Genomic DNA, 19,368 nt, shown 5'->3' on the forward strand with positions numbered 1-19,368 from the left:
CACTACTGATCCAGACGGTAACCGGGTGCATCTGACAGATGTAATCCGTTGACTCGCACCGGAAGTGGGTCCGCACAGTTAATCCGCAGGCTGTCGCCACAGTGCTTGACGACGTCATTGACCGTGTCTCGACAAATGTTGGTTATTGTTGTGCGGGTCCCAGTTCCTCTGCCTTCTGCCGAGCCATCAGCAACATCCCGATCAACGTGTCGAGATCTTTGAGCTGGATGTGGATGCTCTGGTCGCCCAGGAGGTCCCTGTCGTGCGTGGTAACCAGCAAGACGTCGGCCCTTCGGAGGTACACGTCGGGACAGGTCCTGGCTGCAGTCGACGGTCGCGGGATCTGACCGATGGTGGTCATTTTTACTCCTCCGAACAGTCGGCCCGGCGGACCGAAACCCGGTTGCATCAATAGGGACGTTGACTGGGCGTCGGTCAACTACACCTTGCTTATTCCAGCAGATCCAGTAGGCGGATGATTCGGTAACCAGCAAAGCAGCGTGGCAGTGCACGACATCGGCAATTATTGCGAACGCGAGATCACCAGCGGATTCACACGGTCCACCTAAGCCCAGTGTTATCACGCCCGCCGTCGGGAGGAGGTCCTAACCTCAGGCCTTCAGCTATGTGAACGAAAGCGTTACGCAACTGGCGTTCCGGGGCTAGCCTACATTCGGGGATCGTGGGCGGAGTTCGCCGTGGAGGGCAATGACCAGTTGCAGCAATCGACGATTTGGTGCTGTTTGCGTTGCATTAATCAGCTTATTGGTTGCCATGAGCGCGACTTCACCGACGGCGCTCGCAACGCCCGATTACGGCCAACTTCCATTGGGGCCAGGGGTGGGTCAGCCGTGCAATGACCCCCTTAAGCTGGCCATCGATCCTTCGGGCGGAGCAATGGTGTGTACGCGTTATGGGCAATGGGTTCAATCTGTGATGCCCTCGGCGGTCCGTGCACTGGGTACGCCATGCTCTCAGAGCGATCCGGTGGCGAAAACTCCCGATGATCACCTGATCAACTGTCAGTCAGGACTTTGGTCGCTGTACCACCCGTAAAGGGGTGGGGAATCAGCCATGAACCAACACCGAGGGCGTCGTGCCTGAACCAAACGTCGGGGGACCATCCAGTGATCAAGCGTTCGCTCCTCTGTATCACCGTTTCAGCCGCAGCGGTTATTTTCGCGCCGCCTGCTGTAGCTGCCCCCTGGGAATTCCAATCGCCTACTGGCAACATCGCCTGCCACATAAGCGAGACGGGGGCTGCCTGCGACATCGGCCAATATCATTTTGCCCCGCCATCGCGGCCAGATAATTGCCAGCACAACTGGGGTGATCGCATTGGCTTCGACCACGGCGGCGGCCCAGCGTTTTTCAGCTGCCACTGGGGTAGCTTTCTCGGCGGACTGCCGACGCAGAACTACGACACGCCCTTGTCCGCAGGGTCAATTACCTGCGAGATTAACGAGTCCACAGGAGTCACGTGCCGTGACGCCAGCACAGGACATTTCTTCGAGATGTCGCAGCAGTCATACCAACTGGGATAAGGGCCAAGGGCGAATCGTGGGAACCTGGCCAAACGTTCACGAGCGACGGAAGGATTGCGCTGATGAGGAACCACATAGTTGGCGGCCTAACCGTACGAAAGCAATTTCAATGGGCTCTCTTCGTACTCATCGCCGCAATGATTTGCGCGGCGGTGGCAGTCCCCTTTCAGGCTCGTGCCGAAACCCCCTTGGCGGCCTTCTGCGCTGACAACGCCGCTCGACTTCAGAGAACTTCACATGAGTCAGGACTTGATCCAGCCGAATGGGCCAGTGATCCCAAGAACCTAGCCAGGTTTGGTTTTCAGGGGCCCGGCGACATCGACACCCTGTATCACATGGTCATCGATCAGGGCGCACCGAATATCACTTCGCACTGGTCGAACGAGAATGGCAAAATCGAATGGCGGTGCTCCGGCCAATGATGGCAATCGCCTTATCGCCCGTGAATATTTTGTTGCGGCTTCAGACAACACCGAGCACAAGGAGCCCTCGATCAGCACGGCGTTTTCGAGGAGTTTTCGGTGGTCAGGTTCTGCTTTCGGTCGCGTTGCTGATCATTGGTTTGGATCTGCCTGTCGCGGTTGCCGATGAAGGCACGCCGGTAGTGGTTGACTGCGGCCAGCCGCAAGTCAAGCCGCAACACATCATTCTGACCTGCGCTGACAACACTTGGGCAATCGACAACCTCGTCTGGCGCAGCTGGGCAGCTGATGGCGCAACCGGCAGCGGCATCGAATTCAAGGTCACCTGCGTTCCAAACTGTGCGCAAGGCTCGCCGACCTATTCTCCGGTGACGATTACGCTCACCGGCGCTACCCCTCCCAACTTCCGTTACACCAGCGCGGTAATCACTAACCAAAACACAGGCGCGTCCGATACCTGGCCGATGGGGTAGACCTCTGACGGCAGGACGGGCATCCGGAACGGTGGTGGTGCGGAAATTGCAGGCGACGTCGTCGTGATTTGTCCGATCCGAAGGCAGCGCTGCCAACACGACGATCCAATTGGGCAAAAGCGCCACAACAATGGTTGACCGAGGTTAGCGTTCTACCGGATTCGGTGGTGAGTTTGCTAAAGGAGTTCGATGAGCGCGCGCTCCAATGTCGGTAGTGCCACAGGATGTCTGGCTGCGATGGTGGTGATGACGGTCTGTGTGGGTCTGGTCGCTGCGGCACCGCCTGCTGCCGCTGACGACAACCAGTTTCTTTCGGATCTCCTTGTTGGGAATATGGCGCATCCGTCGCTGACGCCACCCGCGCTGGTCAAACTTGGCCACCAGGCATGCGCCGACATTGCGGCCGGCGTCTCACCAGATCTTGAGAAGGGTCACCTGGGGACGCAGCTGATGAGCCAGGGCATCGCGTCGTCGAACGCTGAGGTGGGTACATTAATCCACTTCGCACTTCGGGACCTCTGCCCGAATGTCCCTAATACGACAGGCATCTGAACTTAGGGGAGGGCAATGCGACTGAGCCGATTACGCGATCACGTTGTTTGCGTTGCGGTCGCTTACTGCACGGCAAGCCTCGCGATGACACCGTCAATTGTTGCGGAGCCTCTCCGCCTTCCGGCTCCGAGGGGGCCGTTGTTGGGGCAGTCATGCGATGACTTAAACAAGCTTGCCTACGACCCTTCTGTGGGGCAGATCGTGTGTACCGGCGATGGCAAGTGGGTGCGTTCGGTTACGCCCATGGGTGTCCGTCAGATGGGGCAGCCATGCGCCCCTTCGGAGATGGATTCGGTGATGGCTAGCTCGACCGATGGTCATCTGATCTGGTGTCCGTCTTACCGAAAAGTTTGGACACTCTACAAGCCATGACAGGTAGTGCATCGCGGCAATTGCGGCAGCAGTCCGTCAACGATCTCTCCGCCCAACCCCGCAATCCTGAAGGGACAGCCACGACCATCAAGACCTCAATCACCGCACTGCTGATCGGCACCGCTGTCCTGTTCGGGGCAGAGGGTGTCGCTCACGCCGACTCTGACGTTCCACATGCTTGCCAGGCGCTTCTGCACCAACCCAAAACTGCTCTTGATGGCCCTAATCAGGCCGTGCAGGAACTAGAACGGGTTTACGGCCTGGACCCGAATCACGCTGAAGCACTGGTGGATCAATTGATTGTCCTGAACAAAGACGACCCAGCAGGTTGGCGACCCAGCCAAACATGCTTTGACCTGTGGCATGAGGGCTACATCAAATGAAGACGCTGAATGGTGTGGTGACCAAGTTGTCCGCCGCCGTTGCTGTCGCCCTGTCCATCCCGTTTCTGAGTGGCGTGGTCGCTACAGCCCACGCTGACCCCTACTGCTTCCTCGGTAACCTGATCATTCCAGAGGAAGCGCACCACGTGGGCACCTACCGTGACGCTACCTGTGCGATGGTTGCAGACATCGCCACCAGCAACCGCGGCGACTGCCTTCGCGCTGTCGCGGACTACGTCGTGAGCCGCGGTTATGACCCCTACGTGGGCAAAGACATCGCCGTTCACAACTGTTAAGCGCACAGTTGTTGGAAAGCGGGTCTGCGACGGCTATCGAGATCTGCGCATCTTCGCCGTTTCCGAGACAACGGGAAGGTCGTCAGGTAGGTCGGTCCAGCCCGACCCCTCACGACCGCAAAGGGCGGCGCAGCGTCATTCACAGCCTCGACCTGCTGCACCGCTTGAAGATTGGCCCGCGCTGTCCAATCACGAGCCGGTAGGCCTTCGGCGAGTTAGTGCTAGTACAAGGACCTGTAGTCCAGCGATAAACGCACTACCCGCGACGCCGAATGCGATACCTGACAGGAAGCTTTCGTTTGTGTCGTGGTCGATGATGGTTTGGTCGGTGCCGGATATGGGCGGTGGTACGCCAATAGTGTTCTTTGATATCTCGTACGTCCACACCACGACATCCTCGGTTGCTATTGGCGGCGCAGGAACTGGAGGCGGTTTCGGATTGGGGCTGAAATCGGTAGCTTCACCTCCGCTGACGGGACGCTGGTTCCAGTTCACGCGGTTGGCTCTGGGAAACGAAACTGCGGTTCCCACTACGACGGGCGGCGGGGGAGGAGATCCTGCGGGATAGGCGAAGTAGGGCGACGGTCCGCCAGTAAATTCTACTGTCGGCAGACGCGCTTTCGTGTGCGCTCCTGCTGTGTCGTAAGCAAGTCCGTGTAGTCCCGTGAAGTCAGCCGTGAACGCAAATTGAACTGTGCCGCCGGGTATAACACCTCTGAGAAACCTGAAATGGTTTGTTATTCCGGAAATTTCAGCGTTCGGGTATGGTCCATCGCCGTCGCAACTGAGTGCGTCTGGCTCGGGTTGGCAACCCGCAAGCATGGCTCCATCGGGGATAGCAAATGCGACCTCAACTTGGGTCGGTCCCTTGACTGCCTCATAAAGTGTGACGGCGACGCGGGCGCGAACGGTGTCCGCCGTTCGAGGTTGGTCAGGCAAGCGTGGACTCTTCGACACCGCAGACGGCAACGGCGCTAACCCATTGAGCGGCATGCCATGTGTTTCGTCCCACTCAACGGACCGCGTATGGACTTCCCCGCTTGGACTGCTAACCAACACCGGCGCGAACACCACTAGTTGACCGGGCAATTTCACTTCGGATTCCGTAGGCGGTCGGTGATGCCACCCGAAGGTAGCGACCAGCGCGCCAAGCGACAGCAGCGCCACTATTTGTGGCCAGACGCGCTCGGGCCTCTGCTGCGCACACCCTTGTACCGTGGAATTTTCAGCGGCGGCAATCTGTCCACTTAGACGCAGAAAGACGAGAGCTGTCACCGTTTCGAGCACACTTAGCAGCGTTTGCCGCGCTGATCTCCGCATGAGCGCATTATCGTTCAGCCTCACCGGGAAGGGTCGTTGACACGGGCAGTCTTGACGTAATTGTCGGTACGGCTGGAGATCATCGAATCGGGCTGTGAGCGGTCCTGTTTGGTCGCCGGCGGCAAAGTCGTTGAACCTGGGATAGCACCGTCGGACGAGAGTGCTCGTCGTTGCTATGGACCACCATTACGACCTTCGGTTAGCAGCCCGTATTGCTTACCTATTCTCGGCGTCGCTCACATACAACTACGACATCACTGGCCCGCCGCCAGCTGGCAGGCTGGTCTCATTAAAGAGCACATGTGAGACGCGCAGGAGCGGGGTGGTTCACCTCCCGTTCTGCCTGGTCGCCATGTCTCAAAACTCCGTCTTGTTCAAGGTGTCTCAGAAGACCGTCTCGCAGCGGGTTAATGAACCGCATCTCGTAACCATCTCACCGATCTCGCCGCTTCGGGCGGCAGGTCCCGCACGGCGGGATCGGCTCACGCACATTGTTAGTGGCCCAGTGTACGAGGTCGGCCAATTGTGCCGCGCATATTTTCACGTACGGTCCGGTCCACGCCCCTTTATGTGGATTTTGGCCGCTGATCGTTCTGCAACCGGCATGGTGCACACGTGCCGCGCTTGCGCTGTAGTTGCGCGCGATGTTGATCACGTAGCCATTGGGGTGGTCGGTGAGCCACGTCAGATAGCCAGTGTCGTCGTCACGGAACTCAACCGGCGTAGGGCTGTGGACGCCAATCTCAGGTTCCCGCAAGGATTCTTGATCGACAGGTTCGCCGGCGGGCGACCGCGAAGCATCGGACATCGAGTCTTGACTGACCGCTGGATCGTTCAGGCGGTGCGGGGGAATTACGTCGGTTCGGCCCTGAGCGGCAGCGATGCCTACTACGATCTCATTGCCCGCGGTGGGGTCAACATTGACGTGCATGCCGAGCTCGGTGATCCTGCCGTCTCGTGGATGCCATGCGTGATCTGGGTAGGTACGCCCCAGGATTGGGTCGAGTGAGTCGATTGTCGGCTTCCATAGGTTCAGCCAGTTCCTGCGTGTACCAACGGTGAAAGAGAGTTCCAGCCTGACGGGTCCAGCCGGAAGCTCTTTTGCGTCTACGACGGAGGCACGGATGTGCTCTTTAAAGGCGGCAGTCGATGCCGATCCAGTTGTCTTCACGATCAGCAAGTCCGCGGACGGTGGCGATACTTCGTGGGCGGCTTCGATTCGCACCAACGATCGCTCGCTATGCCGCTTCGTGCACCACACCGACACCAGGTCGAGATTTCGTAATCGATAGGCGAGTGGATAGGCGTAATTGTCGAGATCGGCTGCGTCAAGAAGATCACGCGCAGCGGGAAGCCCGACGTCGAGTCGGAGCGCCCATGGGCCATCGATCCGCGAGGTGGCAAGGAGCGCTTCGGTGTCATCCAGATACGCCCGCAGCCGAACCTGGTCGGGATGGTCGGCTTTGTTCCACGACGCCAGCCGAGGCGCGACTCTCAACTGCAGGGCGTCGTTCTCGGGACGGGCATACCAGCGCATTGGCACAAAATAGCGCGGTCCGCCGACACGTCCTCGAAACCAGCGCTACTGGGTAGCTTAAGGATTGGAATAATTATGCGATCTAATTTGTTTTTATTCACATGGAACAACGCAATGCGGTCTTCACTACTTCAGACAACGCACGCCCGACGGCCAGTAAGGGTGTGCGCCTTGGCTATACGCGGGTCAGCACCGTTGCACAGACGCTGGAGCAGCAAAACGATGCGCTTGCGGCTGCTGGCGTGACGAAAACCTTCTCAGACACCATGTCTGGCGCAAAAGATGACCGTCCCGGCCTGGCCGCCCTTCTCGACTACGTTCGCGACGGCGACACCGTCGTGGTATGGAAGCTAGACCGTTTAGGCCGCAACACACTGCACATCCTTGAAACCGTCAAAGCTTTGACCGACCGTGGCGTCACTTTGATCTCGACCACTGATGGCATCGACTCATCTACCGCTGCTGGCCGGATGATGATCGGCGTTTTGGGCGCTCTGGCCGAATACGAGCGCGAGTTGGTGAAGGAGCGCACTGCGCTCAAGCGGGCGATGTCTCTGGCAAACGGCACCAAGTTTGGGCGGCGGAGGAAAGTCGTTGAGCCGAGCCATATTGCGACGGCGAAGCGGATGAAGGACCACGGACACACTAGTCGAGACATCGCAAAGTACCTGGGCGTCAGCCGCGCCACACTCTATCGATATTTAGCCGAAGAAGCCGCTTAGCCCCCTACGGGGGCAATGAAGATGTTGGTGCCCCCAATGGGGGCAACGACCAAACTGCGTGCCCCCGCTGGGGGCAGCGGAAAGTTGTTTGCCCCCCACGGGGGCAATGTATTTCGGTGGTCAGGGCCAGGCAATTTCCTGCCGCCGGCTACCCGATGCCAGTAGATACATCACACGCGCTCACCTGTCGGTGGGTGAAAGGAGAATCCGCTTATGACACTGACGACTGCTCAACTCGACCGGGCGTGCGGCGTCTTGCTCGGGACTGCAGCCGGTGATGCCCTCGGCGCAGCCTATGAGTTCGGCCCCCCGCGGGGACCAGAATTGGAAGTCGCCATGGTGGGTGGCGGAGCTTTTAGCTGGGAACCTGGCGAGTGGACTGACGACACCTCGATGGCTGTCGCCATCGCTGAGGTTGCCGCCACGGGTGCCGACCTCCGTCAGGAGGAGGCGCTCGACGCTCTTTCTCGGCGGTGGCACGAATGGTCCCAGGACGCCAAAGACGTAGGCGTGCAGACCCGCTCGGTCCTCAGCCGTGCGGGACGACGCGGCATTTCCGCGCAGACGGCGCGTGACGAGTCGGCTGCACTGCATAGAAGTACCGGCCGCACCGCGGGCAACGGCTCCCTGATGCGCACCGCGCCGGTCGCTCTGGCTTACCTCGGCGATGATGCCGCGTTAGTCGAAGCTGCACGAGCAGTCAGCGAACTGACGCACCACGACCCCGAGGCTGGTGACGCCTGCGTGCTGTGGTGCCTGGCCATTCGCCACGCCGTTTTGACCGGCGAGTTAGACGTTCGCATTGGACTGCGGCACATCGACACAAATCGGCGAGCTTTGTGGGCGTCGCGACTGGACGTCGCGGAGTCGTCGCAGCCTTCCGACTTCAGGAACAACGGTTGGGTTGTTGAGGCGCTGCAGGGCGCGTGGTCGGCCATCACGACAACGCCGGCCCCGCAGGATGATCCGGCCCAAGGCGTCTTCCGCGCCGACCATCTCCGTCTGGCCCTCGGCGCAGCAGTCCGGGGAGGCGGGGACACCGACACTGTGGCTGCCATCGCAGGAGGGCTTCTCGGGGCCGCCTACGGGGCCTCAGCGGTCCCAGCGCAGTGGCGTCGAATCGTGCACGGCTGGCCAGGTCTCCGTACCCGGCACCTGGTGACACTGGTGACTCAAATCGTGGACGAGGACGAACCGTTCCGCTATGACCCGTCCTCTGTGACGCCGGTTCAACACCCGCATGATGATGGCGTCTGGTTGGCCGATGTCGCTGCCCTGCAGGGCCTCCCGGCGGGCGTGGATGCCATCGTGTCCTTGTGCCGGGTGAATGACGATGACCTACCGCCGAACGTGGAGCAGATCGACATCCGACTGATCGACAAAGCCGACCCAGCAGCCAACCCCAATCTGGACTTGGTCTTGACCGACACCGTCCGGCTCATCGAGCAGCTGCGAAACGAGGGACGCACCGTGCTGGTGCACTGCGTGGCCTGCCAGAGCCGGACACCGACAGTGGCGGCACTCTACGGTTCTCGTCGGCAGGGCGTCAGCGGCCTGCTGGCATTGCAGGAGGTGACCGCGGTTCTGCCGGATGCATGGCCCAACATCGCCTTTCGCGCCGCCTTGGACAGACTCGCTCCGTGAGACTTTAGGAAATCACAGCAGCGCCGATAATCCGGCCGGTGGTTTTCTTATTGAGGTAGTGCTCCGCGTCGTGCGGTTCGGCTCCGTTGTCAAGTGATGACGCTGTAACTGGTGCAATGGTTGAGCCCGCGGCGGGCGGGAAGTAGGGCGCTAGATCGAGTTGAGCGGCGACCAAGTCGTCGCGGTCGACGAGGTTGTCCCACCTAGTGACGGTTGGGGGCACGTGCGCTGGGTGGGGACGCAGCCGGTCGTACACGACAGTGCGAAGGCCGAGAGGCGAGCCAAGCGTGAGCAGCGCTGTGGGGTGGTCAGCTTGGTGGAGGGCCTCGTAGGCGACGACGGAGCCGAGGGAGTGGCCGATGACTAGGCGGGTATCGACGCCGATACGCTCGAGCACCTGCTGTTGGGCGTAGGCACGGGTTTCGTCGTCTGTGAGGTACCTACTTACCTGTGCGAGCGCCCGCCAGACGAATCTGCCGGCCAGTCCGACGCCGAATGGCGCGAACCAGCGCAGTCGGGCGAGGCCGTTAATGGCAGGGCGGAGCGTCGCTTTTGGGCCCATCGCGCCGGTATTGCCCCGTGTCAGTACGTGTAGCTGATTTTGAGCCTCGCATCTGTCCCGGTCATCACCGGCGCACTGCGCTGCGGTCTCGAGCCAGGTTTTGGCCAACTCCTCGGCGAGCTCGAGAGCCGCCTCATTGAGTCCTACCATTGGGCTCGCACCCTGGGCACCCTCGTCGAGGAATTTGTTGCCGTAGTAGGCCATCCGCACGTCGATGTCGCCTGGCCGGCCGTTGCGCCACAAGCGGTCAGCCAGAGCCGGATTGCCACTGCTACGGACACCTCCTGCCAAGGCGGGGATCCACTGCGCCTCGAGGCTATCGGCGGACCGTTGTTCCTGCGCGATGCCGTGTACGAGCACAATCGTTGCCATCTAAGGTTTCTAACAGGAACTACTCGAACACGCCTACCTTCGAGTCCGCGTGGCCCATAGTTGCGGATGTGGTGGGAAGACGGGCGTTGGTCATCGGATCCGAATGTCGTACACAGCACACCCTCGGATTTGTCGGCCAGTTGGCCACCGACCTTCACGAAAGACTAATAACGGCAGGTGGTTGGCGTCCTGCTCTCGGCGGCGATGGTCCAACGCTGAATCCGACAATCGCCGAGCTGAAAGCGGCCGTCAAAACTGCCTTCGCCTACGCGAATGGCGACAGGGCGACGCTGTTGATCGCATTCGTCGGGCATGGTCTGACGACCGGGAGCCAGGATTTTCACTTGCTCGCCATCGACTCGCCCCTTAACCCCGATTCCGATACTGCGTATCACCTCACGCAAGGCATCCGCGAGCAGTTGAATGGCGCGCCGTTCCTCGACGGGCTAATCGTGCTTGTCGATGCTTGCGACGCGGGGCAGGGGGTGGCAGGTGCGGCGAACCGTTGGACTGACGTCCTGCAGGGCGCGTCCGGGCGCATGGAGTTATTCGTCGCTTCTGGGGATAGCAGCGCCTACGACGGTTGTTTCACCCGTACCCTGGCCCATGTTTTCAACGTCGGCGTTGAAAGCGCCGGCGAGTATCTGCTCTGCTCGGACCTCCATCCCTATGTCGCGCAATGCCAGGGCCAGACCCCCCAGCTCCTGTCGTTTGTTAGTGGGTGGGTCGCCCAAGCTGATCCGGGACTGTGGTTGGTACCGAACGTGGCGCGGCGCGGGGATACTGTGACGGGACGGTCATCGGCCGGTCTGGTCGATCAGCTGACCCGCGATGTTGTCATTACTGACGCCATGCGTGAGTCCCTAGCGGACCTCATCGCCGCCGAAGGCTCACGACTTCGGGTCGTGGTTGGGTCGAGCGGGTGCGGTAAGTCGACCTTGATGTCGCTATTAATCCGCCCCGCGTTGGTGGACACGCTTGACATTACGGCCGATTACATAGCCGCAGCAGCCTTCCTTGATGTGACTAGCACACTTGAGTCGCTCTCGGAAGAATTGGCAGGCCAGCTAGAGGCGCGCGTTTCCGGTTTCAGAGAATCACGCGACAGTGTCCAAGCCGAAATGACCGAACGAGTAAAACAAATCACTACTGCGTTCGAGCGCGAGATCGTCATGCCGCTGCAACGCTGCCGCACGCCAGGCCGCCGAGTGCGCATCATCATCGACGGCCTCGATCAATCCGAGGAGGGCGGGCGCGACCTAATATTGAGCGCGATCGCCGACCTCACACGCGACGTCCCTGACGGACTCCAGTACGTGCACGTTTTCGCTGGGGTTCGCAGCGGCAGCGGGGTGGAGACGCGGCCCGAACTCGACCACGCCCACCGAACCGTGTTGGATCCGCCAACCCACGACGATCTTCAACGGGTACTGCCTGCGGTCCCAGCAACGCCGCTGGCGGCGTTGGGACCTTCTGGAGGATGGCTCCTGGCACGGCTCGTCAGCGAAACCCAAGAGGCAGTGACCGGTACGCAGACGTGGGACGTGTCAGCCGCGGTGACGCTCGACGCCCTAGTCCAAGCGCGATTCGCGGCCGCGCTCGACCGCATGAGCCACTCAGGCGCCGGAGTTCTGTTGACCAGCCTGCTCGTAGCAGCGGGCGTCGGCCCTGTCCTGCCCATCGAGTTGGCGGCCAGAATTCTCCGAACAGAACAGTCTCTGACCCTCGTTCGCGACATGATCGTCGAGCTCGGAGCATTGGTAAGTCGTGGCAGACCAGGATTACCCGAAGAGACTGTCGGGATCGCACACACCGAGTTCCTCAGGGTGCTCGAGGTCGCCGTCGTGCAACAGACCGAATTGTTGCTCAACCAGGCTGGCGCCGAAACGCTGTCTATACCTGCCGCCGCCCAAAGGTTCCCTACAGCGGCGCACGGCGCAATACTTTCGGCACTCGGCGAACTGGAATCGGACGGTGAGGTCACATCCAACATCGCCACGTATGCGAGGAACGCGGCCCCACGCCATTACCTGGCCATGGGCGACGCCGACGGAGCGATCAAGGCAATGGTCGCGATGACCACATACAGCGCAGCCGACAACCGCGACCGGTGGGCAAGCTGGCTGCCAACCTTCGAAAAGCAGCTCGGCACCGATCACCCCGCGACCTGGGTTGCCCGCAACAACCATGCCTACTGGCGGGGCGAAGCGGGGGATCCCGCAGCCGCGGTCATCGAGCTGCAGATGTTGGTCTCCCAGCACCAGCGGGCACTGGGGCAAAGCCATCCCGACACGTTTGCTACCCGGAGCAACCTCGCACGTTGGCGGGGCGCGGCCGGAGATGTTGTGGGCGCGGCGGCGGACTTGGAGGCGCTGCTCAACGACCAGATCCGAGTGCTGGGGGAAAGTCATCCCGACACGCTCGTCACTCGCAATAACCTCGTCGGCATGCGAGCGGAGGGCGGGGCGGTGACATCCGCGGTACCCGAGCTGGAGGTGCTGGTGCGAGAACACCAGAAGGCACTCGGTTCAGACGCGCCCAACACCCTGGCTGCCCGCGAAAACCTCGCGAGGAGGCGGGCTGAAGCTGGGGATATCCCGCGCGCGATCAATGACTATGAGGCGTTACTCGATGACCGGATCCGGGTGCAGGGGCCCGACCACCCTTCCACGCTCGCCACCCGCAACAACCTCGCCGGCTGCCGAGCGGAGGGCGGGGACATCGGTGGCGCGATCACTGAATATGAGGCGCTACTGGGCGAGCAGCATCGACTGTTGGGGCAATACCATCCTTTTACGCTGGCCACTCGCACCAACCTCGCGGTGTCGCGCGCCGCAGCAAAGGATGTCTCGCGCGGCGTGGCCGAACTTGCCGCGGTCCTCAGCGACCAGCAGCGAGTGCTTCCCGCTGACCACACGCTGACGCTGACCACCCGCCGCCAACTCGTTATATGGCGCAAGGAAGCCGGTAGCCTTGAACTCCTTGACGCCATCGCCGAACTCCAAGAGGTGCTACGCCAGCACGAGCGGGTGCTCTCGGCGGACCATCCCGACACGCTGACTATCCGCGCCTACCTCGCGGCGTGGCGGGGCGAGGCAGGGGACGTAGCGGGCGCGGTGGAGGAATTTAAAGTACTGGTTGCCGAGCAGATACGGGTGCTCGGGCCGGCACATCCGCACACGTTCGCTACGCGCGGCAATCTCGCCCGCTGTCGAGGTCAAGCTGGCGATGTTGCTGGCGCGATCCGCGAATCCGAAGCTTTGCTCACGGATCTGACCCGGGTACTGGGGGCGAACCACCCACACACACAGACGGCCCGCAAAAATCTCGAGTACTGGCGCCGCCGGCCGTAGAAGCTTCCGTGAACCATGAACGTTCGATAACGACTGTCACAAAGCAAACGGCAACCCCTTGCCCGAAGTGGCGTCGAGGTCGCCATGCTCACCAAGGGAGTGTGGCGGCAGCACCGAAGGGCTTTACGTCTGAAGCGTTGGCCAACGCGATTGGCCGGCCGCAGCACAGCTGATAACGCCTGTCCATAGCCAACGAGACCAACTGTCTGACCAGCATCTCCGCAACACAGCCCCCGCAGCTTGATTCACCAAACGCCAAGAGGGACAGACTGTAAATCCGTTGCAAGAGCTAAGTTTTGATGATCGACTTGGCCCAGGTGACTTGGGTAGCACCGCACTACTCGGCCCCACGCAACTTCCCGTGCTACGCGACGGGCCGCGATAGCATGCCGTCAAGCCGCGTCATGGCTGGGCATCGAAAGCATCCAGCATGGCGTCGATGAATGTTTCGACAGCGGCGAATACCCCTTCGAGGTACGTCAGTGCGTCGCGGCGGTCGTTGTACCGGAATTCTTCCCAGGTGCCGATCCTGGTTGTGGCTGGGTCGTCGGGGAAGGGAAAATAGGTTGTGCCGTCCGGTCGAACGGCAAAACCGGGCGTTGAGCCGCCTTGTATTGCGCCGGCATGCAGTACGTAGTTATCGAATTTCCGCACGTCGTCCAGCGCCGGGGTGAGGTTCGCAAAATGGGACTGGATGGCCGTCTTGAGGGGGCCGTCTTTCAACGAGGCGAGTAAACCCGCAGGGGTGCCGAAGTCCTTCCGGCTGACCCGCTCCTGTACGGCGCGTACCCAGGTCAGCGCATTCATCACCGCATACGCGGCGTGGTGTGAAGCGTGGGGTCCGATGGTTGGTGGCCCTGTCACCGGTTGGGGTATCGGCCGCGGCATGTAGGCGTCGGCGTAGGCCTGCGCGATCTGACTAGCTTCACTCAAAGTTTGGATCTCCCGCTCAACACCGCCTGCGGCGAAGATGATTTCAGGCACCAGCCCGCGCACCATGTGATAGCGCAATTCATCATCGTCGACCCGCGCGCGGGTGGCTGCATCCAACGTCGACACCAGTGCTTGCCAATCGTTGTACCCAGGCAGGTCCGGGGCGTCTTTCCAGGGTGCTTTTTCAATCTTCTGCATGGCCGATGGCGGCCACCTCGTCCGCCGGCTCCAGCCGTCGCGCCTGTCTAACGGCGCAAGATCCCGCGGTGGCGTTGGTGCTGCTGGTTGTTCGTTCGGCGCTTGTGATGGCCCTGCATGCCCGCATAGTCGAGTCCACACGGCAGAGATCAATTTCATCCGTCGATAGTCACAGCTTGATCTGGTCGGCGTATTGCGGGGCAGCAGGTCGCGTAGCGAGGGGGTCGCGGCCGGCATCCGCCACACACAGTTAGCCGCGCCGGTAGTAGACCGACGTGCCGCTGGGCGGCAGGTCATCGAGCTCGGCTAGTCCGCCGAACCCGAGGTCGTCGAGGGCCCGGACGACTTCGCTCGACGGGATGCCGCGATAGAACGACGGGGCGCGGACCTTGGCCTTCAATTCCTCGACGTCGCCCTCTAGACGTGCGATCCGCTCCTCGGGCGTCGTCGCCGGTGGCGGCCGGTGGTCGGCGGCCTGGGCGCGCGTGGTTCCCGAACTCTCCTCGACCACGAGCCCGATGACCCGGCCATCGTGGGCGACGATCGGGCCGCCGCTGTTCCCCGGCCGGGCGATCGCCGAATAGAGGAAGGTCTTTCCCCGGAGCAGGTCGCCATCCCGGGGGGTCTCGGCAGCCGGATTGACGACCTCGCCGCGCTGCACTGTTATCACCGTGCCGGCGATCATGGGCACGTGCGGGTAGCCGAATAGGTAGACGTCATCGGACCAGGCCGGGTCGCGGAAGGCCATGCCCTCTAGCCGCGGCAGGCCCACGCCCTCCGGGAACCGGCATTCGATCACCGCGACGTCGAGTTCGGGGTGCGGGTGCGCGACGCACTGGCAGTTGACCTGTTGGCCGCCGTCTTCGCCGGTCGACGGGTGCACCGATAGCGGGTTGCCGGGGGTCAGCGCGGCGACGACGTGCTTGTTGGTGACGATGCGGGTGTGGTCGAGGACCAAGCCGGTGCCCCAGCGTGGTTCGCCGGCGGCGTCGGTCCCGGAGATGAGAACGGATACCGCGGTGTAGCTAGGGATGATGAGGTCCGCGCCGAAAATCTCCGACAGCCAGAGGTTTCCGCCCAACTGGCCGGGCGATGCGCCGCCCTGCGTTATGTACTGCTGCGCCATGAACGGGGGCACGTAGGGCGCCATGCCGCAGGGCAACAGGAAGCCGACCTGCTCTAGTTGCCGGGTGACCTGGGTTAGCGCGACGATGTTCCCGGCATCGCGCAGCCCTACCGTGTGTAGGTACTTCGAATAGTCGGCGACGCACCACGGTTCGATGGTGGTGGGATGGAGCGTCTTGCCGATCGCGGCAGCGACGCCCGAGTCCTGGGGTGTTGTGAAGAACGCGTGTGCAGACATTGCGACCCAGGTCCGCCAGGCTTGGGTGCCGGGTTCTAGATCGGCGGGCGTCGGCTGCCTGGGCGGCGCGGTGCCGGCGCCTGCGTCGTTGTCGGTGCCTGCGTCGTCGTGGGCGTCCTCCGACGCAGCGGGGTCGTCGCCCGGTCGGTCCTGATGTGTGCTCATACGACGATGATCTCGCGGGCGTCCGACAAGCGAGGGGTGAGTAGGCGTTCGTTACCGCGCTTCGATCTCGTCCGCGGTTACGGGCGCTACACCGCGTCAAGACGCCTTGGTCGACCGGACTATCAGAGCCCCAAAATGCCGACCATTCCCTGCTGCTGCAGACATCTCCAGTGATCTCGTGTGATGAAATTGCGTTGCTAGGGCGGGTTTTCACATGCACACGGAGGATTCCGTCAGCCGCGTCGGTCGTGTGGTAGCAGAGCATGCATCACCCGCTCTCGTCGCCCGTGCGCCGTCAGGCCGTTTAGTCGTCAGCCGCGCCGCAGCCGGTCGAGTTCAGTGTCGAACAGCTCCGCGTATCGCCGCGTCATCGCTGCCGACCGAATTTGACGCCTTCTCCTTTGACGCCGTCAATGCTCAAGAAGGAAACTGCAGGTAACGAACGGGACTGAACCGGACCCAGGAGGAACGAAACGGCACGTCAGACGGCATATTTCCTGGTCAATGAAGGGGTTCGAGTCCCCTTAGCTCCACCAATTGTTTGCTGATTATCGATCGTTATAGCTGGGTATCCAGCAAACCGTGCGTTGCATCCACGTCGTCGCGGTTGGCGTAGCGATTGGGGCCTCGATTGTCGGGCCGGCGGTGCTCACCGCGTCCGCGCACGCGGATTACAGCGGCTATCGCCGCTGCGTGGGAAAGATGACCGAGCCGATCGCGGGCCACGACCCCCAGAACCTGCAACTCGTCGGCGTCATTGAGCAGGATCTCGATTCCGGTGTCTCCCCGGCCGCGGAGGCCCAGCGAGTGGCGCACATGGGATTCGACCCGAGCTTTGCCAACGGCATCGTCCAGTGCGTGATTGAAGAACGTCCGTAGCCGAGTCCAGGCCAGGCTGCGAACGAATCATGGTCGAGCGCAACAGCTTTGGCGGTCGCCTTTTCTGGGTACAGCATGCACGAGCCGACTTGAGCCCACCGGTCGGGCACCATGGGTCCCGAGGGACGGAGTTATCACATGCATCGCCCCGACACGATCATCGAGATCCATCGCGAACGCGTGCAGGATCAAACGGCCGAGATGTTCAGCGGCGACAAGTACACGCAGTCCGTCGACGGCGCCGGCTACTCGGCGACGGCCACCCTCGACCTCACCCTGGACCGCGTCTGGTTCATCCTCGACGCCCGTGGGCGGCTGTGGCAGGAGGAAGCTGACGGTGCATCCCGCGACCCGCTGCGGCACTTCGCGATAGACCTGGTGATTTTCGATTCGAAGATCGTCATCGACTCGGTCACCTGCATCCCGCTGGTATCGCTGCCCCCGGCCACGGTCACCATCCCGGATGGCCCGCGTGCCGGAGAATCGCGCGAGATTGCGTACAACGAGATTCCGTTGTTCGGGCGGTTGACGATTCACGATCAGCTCGAGCCGCACCAGCTAGAGCCGGGCAAGCAGACGATCGCACTGAACTTCACCGCCCAGGACGCGCCCGCGCTGGTGGCACACCCATTGCCGGACCGGCACGCCGGGTGGCTGTTCGGCCCGCACGTCGAACGCCGTGCGGACGGGATCACGGTCTTCGCCGGGCAGGATCCGCGGATCAGCTGGGAACTCGACTATGCCGAGGCGCACTGGATCACCCACAGCATCGCCGGTGAGCTGATGGTGAACCTGGAGAAGCTGCAGCACCCCGGCCTCTCCGACGAAGAAGCCAGGACCAGGGTGCTCGACTCGCTGGCCGCCCAGATCGCCGATGCGGTCCGCCCGCAGCTGGAGGCGATGGGCGACAAGGGGATTCAGACGTTGCTGCCGACGCCGGTGGACGTCGACCCCGAGGCGCAAGACGACAGTACGGTCAAGGAACTCGACGCCATTGTGCAGCGCTTCGACGTCGGCGAGGCGACCGAGGAATCCATGGTGGTGCAGCTGCAGACGCTGCGCGATTTGCCGCCCGGCGAAGAGCTGCCCCCGTCCATTCTTGCCGAAAACCCATGTGAGCGAGCGGCTTTGGCCGCTACCGGGTGGAGCGTTCTGCGGCAGGTCCGGGACACGGTGATGAAGAGTTTCGATCTCGACGAGGGCGACTTCGACCCCGATGCGCCGTGCGCGCTGGCGGGTCCGAAGACCATCAGCATCGGCGGGCAAGACCGAAGCTTGGATGCCCTCGACGCCGACATCGTGCCGCGAACCGGGGATGGCCGGTTGGTCGTGGACGGCACCGTGAGCGCCGAGACCGCGCTCTATGACTTCAACGCCACCTTCAAGGTGACCTACGAGATGGGCCTCGGCGACATCCCCCGCGACCCGAAGGACAATGAGCTGCTGCGCGAGGATGTCGACACCATCGAGCTTCTCGAAGAGACGCTGAAACTGGCGGGTGCGAGGAAGCGCGCCGGCCACCTCGGCGCCGAAGACTACGAGGCCGAAGTCAAGCGCGTCCGCGAGCGATTCGATCGGCTACCCCGGACCGTGGGGGTGCGACCGGCGCAGAACTCCGAGCCGGAGGTGAACGCCGACTTCAGCCTTACGGCGGCCGGCAAGGTGGCCACGGCCGCGGGAGCGGCGGCCGTCGTCGGGCTGCTCGCGCTGCCGGTGACCTGGGTAGCGGGGGCGGCCGGGGTGGGGGCCGCCGGCGCGGGCGGTCTGTTGACCGCCGCGATCGCGCAGTACCTCACCACCGTCCTGACCATCGACTGGTTCGGTACCGGCTTGGGTTCTCGTCAGGTCAAGAAATCGCTGAACGACCAACCCGAGGGCACATCGCTTCCCCCGATCGGGATGCCGATCGGCGTCGACCTCAATCGCCAACGCCTCGCGGTGTACTTCCGTCCGGTGCCGGCGAAATTGTGGATCGATTGCGTCATGGCCGATGCCGACGAGGACCGGGAAGCCGACGACGCGGGCATTCGCGTCGTCGGTGGCCGCTGGCCCAGCGACGGCCACCCGTGGCGGCTGTCGCACGATGACGCCGTGTTGTTCGTCGACGCCGACGAACTGGAGCTCTTCGTCGATCCGGCCGGCGCGGGCGGCCACGAGTTGCCGATTGGCGTCGACATCGGAGAGGGCGGGCGACGCCGACTGCGGGTGCACGGTGATCCCGGCGTACTGCGCCGGCTGGCGCACTGCGACGAGCGCGACTCACCGTAGCGAGACGGGA

Annotated in this window: 15 protein-coding genes; 10 read left to right on the plus strand and 5 right to left on the minus strand. The window is 62.3% G+C overall.

The genetic code is table 11. The annotated features are described in order from the left end of the window. Positions 1 to 142: 142 nt before the first annotated feature. Positions 143 to 361: a hypothetical protein gene (locus tag A9W96_RS15755; protein ID WP_067141072.1), complete on the minus strand. Its 219-nt coding sequence runs from the start codon at positions 359 to 361 to the stop codon at positions 143 to 145. 1,245 nt (positions 362 to 1,606) lie between these two features. Between A9W96_RS15755 and A9W96_RS31485 the strand changes: the two genes are divergently transcribed. From A9W96_RS31485 to A9W96_RS15765, 5 genes are all read left to right on the plus strand, one after another. Next, positions 1,607 to 1,966 (plus strand): hypothetical protein, encoded by a 360-nt coding sequence (locus A9W96_RS31485; protein WP_156765268.1) that lies wholly within the window; start codon positions 1,607 to 1,609, stop codon positions 1,964 to 1,966. Next, positions 1,963 to 2,439, plus strand: coding sequence for a hypothetical protein (locus tag A9W96_RS31490; RefSeq protein ID WP_156765269.1), 477 nt, complete (start codon positions 1,963 to 1,965; stop codon positions 2,437 to 2,439). The genes A9W96_RS31485 and A9W96_RS31490 overlap by 4 nt, the downstream gene beginning before the upstream one ends. A gap of 189 nt (positions 2,440 to 2,628) precedes the next feature. Further along, the gene (locus tag A9W96_RS15760) at positions 2,629 to 2,991 is read left to right on the plus strand and encodes a DUF732 domain-containing protein (RefSeq protein WP_082972302.1); all 363 of its coding nucleotides are present in this window, start codon (positions 2,629 to 2,631) and stop codon (positions 2,989 to 2,991) included. Between the two features lie 368 nt (positions 2,992 to 3,359). Continuing rightward, positions 3,360 to 3,746 carry a hypothetical protein gene (locus A9W96_RS31495; protein ID WP_156765270.1) on the plus strand — a complete coding sequence of 129 codons (387 nt, stop codon included), beginning with the start codon at positions 3,360 to 3,362 and terminating at the stop codon, positions 3,744 to 3,746. Beyond that, positions 3,743 to 4,042 carry a hypothetical protein gene (locus A9W96_RS15765; RefSeq protein WP_067141078.1) on the plus strand — a complete coding sequence of 100 codons (300 nt, stop codon included), beginning with the start codon at positions 3,743 to 3,745 and terminating at the stop codon, positions 4,040 to 4,042. The genes A9W96_RS31495 and A9W96_RS15765 overlap by 4 nt, the downstream gene beginning before the upstream one ends. A 1,753-nt stretch (positions 4,043 to 5,795) precedes the next feature. Here the strand turns inward: A9W96_RS15765 and A9W96_RS32205 are convergent. Beyond that, positions 5,796 to 6,899, minus strand: coding sequence for a hypothetical protein (locus tag A9W96_RS32205; protein WP_197499535.1), 1,104 nt, complete (start codon positions 6,897 to 6,899; stop codon positions 5,796 to 5,798). 101 nt (positions 6,900 to 7,000) lie between these two features. Here A9W96_RS32205 and A9W96_RS15775 point away from each other — a divergent pair, with 101 nt between their 5' ends. Then, on the plus strand, positions 7,001 to 7,621 hold the full coding sequence (locus tag A9W96_RS15775; protein ID WP_082972303.1) for a recombinase family protein: 621 nt from the start codon (positions 7,001 to 7,003) through the stop codon (positions 7,619 to 7,621). A gap of 213 nt (positions 7,622 to 7,834) precedes the next feature. Continuing rightward, positions 7,835 to 9,265 (plus strand): ADP-ribosylglycohydrolase family protein, encoded by a 1,431-nt coding sequence (locus A9W96_RS15780; protein WP_067141087.1) that lies wholly within the window; start codon positions 7,835 to 7,837, stop codon positions 9,263 to 9,265. 4 nt (positions 9,266 to 9,269) lie between these two features. On the opposite strand, the gene A9W96_RS15785 is transcribed toward A9W96_RS15780, so the two are convergent. Then, on the minus strand, positions 9,270 to 10,199 hold the full coding sequence (locus A9W96_RS15785; protein WP_067141089.1) for a hypothetical protein: 930 nt from the start codon (positions 10,197 to 10,199) through the stop codon (positions 9,270 to 9,272). 86 nt (positions 10,200 to 10,285) lie between these two features. On the opposite strand from A9W96_RS15785, the gene A9W96_RS15790 reads away from it, so the two are divergent. After that, complete coding sequence (locus A9W96_RS15790) at positions 10,286 to 13,552, plus strand: tetratricopeptide repeat protein (protein WP_156765271.1); 3,267 nt, start codon at positions 10,286 to 10,288, stop codon at positions 13,550 to 13,552. A gap of 402 nt (positions 13,553 to 13,954) precedes the next feature. Here the strand turns inward: A9W96_RS15790 and A9W96_RS15795 are convergent, their stop codons facing one another. Both A9W96_RS15795 and A9W96_RS15800 read right to left on the minus strand, forming a co-directional pair. Further along, entirely contained in the window at positions 13,955 to 14,683 is a 729-nt protein-coding gene (locus A9W96_RS15795; RefSeq protein WP_067141095.1) for a hypothetical protein, read from the minus strand. Positions 14,684 to 14,933: 250 nt separating this feature from the next. Beyond that, entirely contained in the window at positions 14,934 to 16,046 is a 1,113-nt protein-coding gene (locus A9W96_RS15800; protein ID WP_067141114.1) for a serine protease, read from the minus strand. A 747-nt stretch (positions 16,047 to 16,793) separates the two neighbouring features. Here A9W96_RS15800 and A9W96_RS15805 point away from each other — a divergent pair. Together A9W96_RS15805 and A9W96_RS15810 are read left to right on the plus strand one after the other, a co-directional pair. Further along, a complete protein-coding gene (locus tag A9W96_RS15805; RefSeq protein WP_066864893.1) occupies positions 16,794 to 17,090 on the plus strand; it encodes a hypothetical protein in 297 nt (98 codons plus the stop codon). Between the two features lie 138 nt (positions 17,091 to 17,228). Beyond that, positions 17,229 to 19,358 carry a hypothetical protein gene (locus tag A9W96_RS15810; RefSeq protein ID WP_067141097.1) on the plus strand — a complete coding sequence of 710 codons (2,130 nt, stop codon included), beginning with the start codon at positions 17,229 to 17,231 and terminating at the stop codon, positions 19,356 to 19,358. Positions 19,359 to 19,368 lie beyond the last annotated feature (10 nt).

Source organism: Mycobacterium sp. 1245852.3, assembly GCF_001669335.1.
GTDB lineage: Bacteria > Actinomycetota > Actinomycetes > Mycobacteriales > Mycobacteriaceae > Mycobacterium > Mycobacterium europaeum_A.

Excerpts from the sequence above, each read along its gene's own strand:
- A9W96_RS15765 (WP_067141078.1), top strand. The coding sequence starts at position 3,743 with ATGAAGACGCTGAATGGTGTGGTGACCAAGTTGTCCGCCGCCGTTGCT.
- A9W96_RS31490 (WP_156765269.1), top strand. The coding sequence starts at position 1,963 with ATGATGGCAATCGCCTTATCGCCCGTGAATATTTTGTTGCGGCTTCAG.
- A9W96_RS15755 (WP_067141072.1), bottom strand. The coding sequence starts at position 361 with ATGACCACCATCGGTCAGATCCCGCGACCGTCGACTGCAGCCAGGACC.
- A9W96_RS15785 (WP_067141089.1), bottom strand. The coding sequence starts at position 10,199 with ATGGCAACGATTGTGCTCGTACACGGCATCGCGCAGGAACAACGGTCC.
- A9W96_RS31485 (WP_156765268.1), top strand. The coding sequence starts at position 1,607 with ATGAGGAACCACATAGTTGGCGGCCTAACCGTACGAAAGCAATTTCAA.
- A9W96_RS15810 (WP_067141097.1), top strand. The coding sequence starts at position 17,229 with ATGCATCGCCCCGACACGATCATCGAGATCCATCGCGAACGCGTGCAG.
- A9W96_RS31495 (WP_156765270.1), top strand. The coding sequence starts at position 3,360 with ATGACAGGTAGTGCATCGCGGCAATTGCGGCAGCAGTCCGTCAACGAT.
- A9W96_RS32205 (WP_197499535.1), bottom strand. The coding sequence starts at position 6,899 with ATGCGCTGGTATGCCCGTCCCGAGAACGACGCCCTGCAGTTGAGAGTC.
- A9W96_RS15780 (WP_067141087.1), top strand. The coding sequence starts at position 7,835 with ATGACACTGACGACTGCTCAACTCGACCGGGCGTGCGGCGTCTTGCTC.
- A9W96_RS15760 (WP_082972302.1), top strand. The coding sequence starts at position 2,629 with ATGAGCGCGCGCTCCAATGTCGGTAGTGCCACAGGATGTCTGGCTGCG.
- A9W96_RS15795 (WP_067141095.1), bottom strand. The coding sequence starts at position 14,683 with ATGCAGAAGATTGAAAAAGCACCCTGGAAAGACGCCCCGGACCTGCCT.
- A9W96_RS15775 (WP_082972303.1), top strand. The coding sequence starts at position 7,001 with ATGGAACAACGCAATGCGGTCTTCACTACTTCAGACAACGCACGCCCG.
- A9W96_RS15800 (WP_067141114.1), bottom strand. The coding sequence starts at position 16,046 with ATGTCTGCACACGCGTTCTTCACAACACCCCAGGACTCGGGCGTCGCT.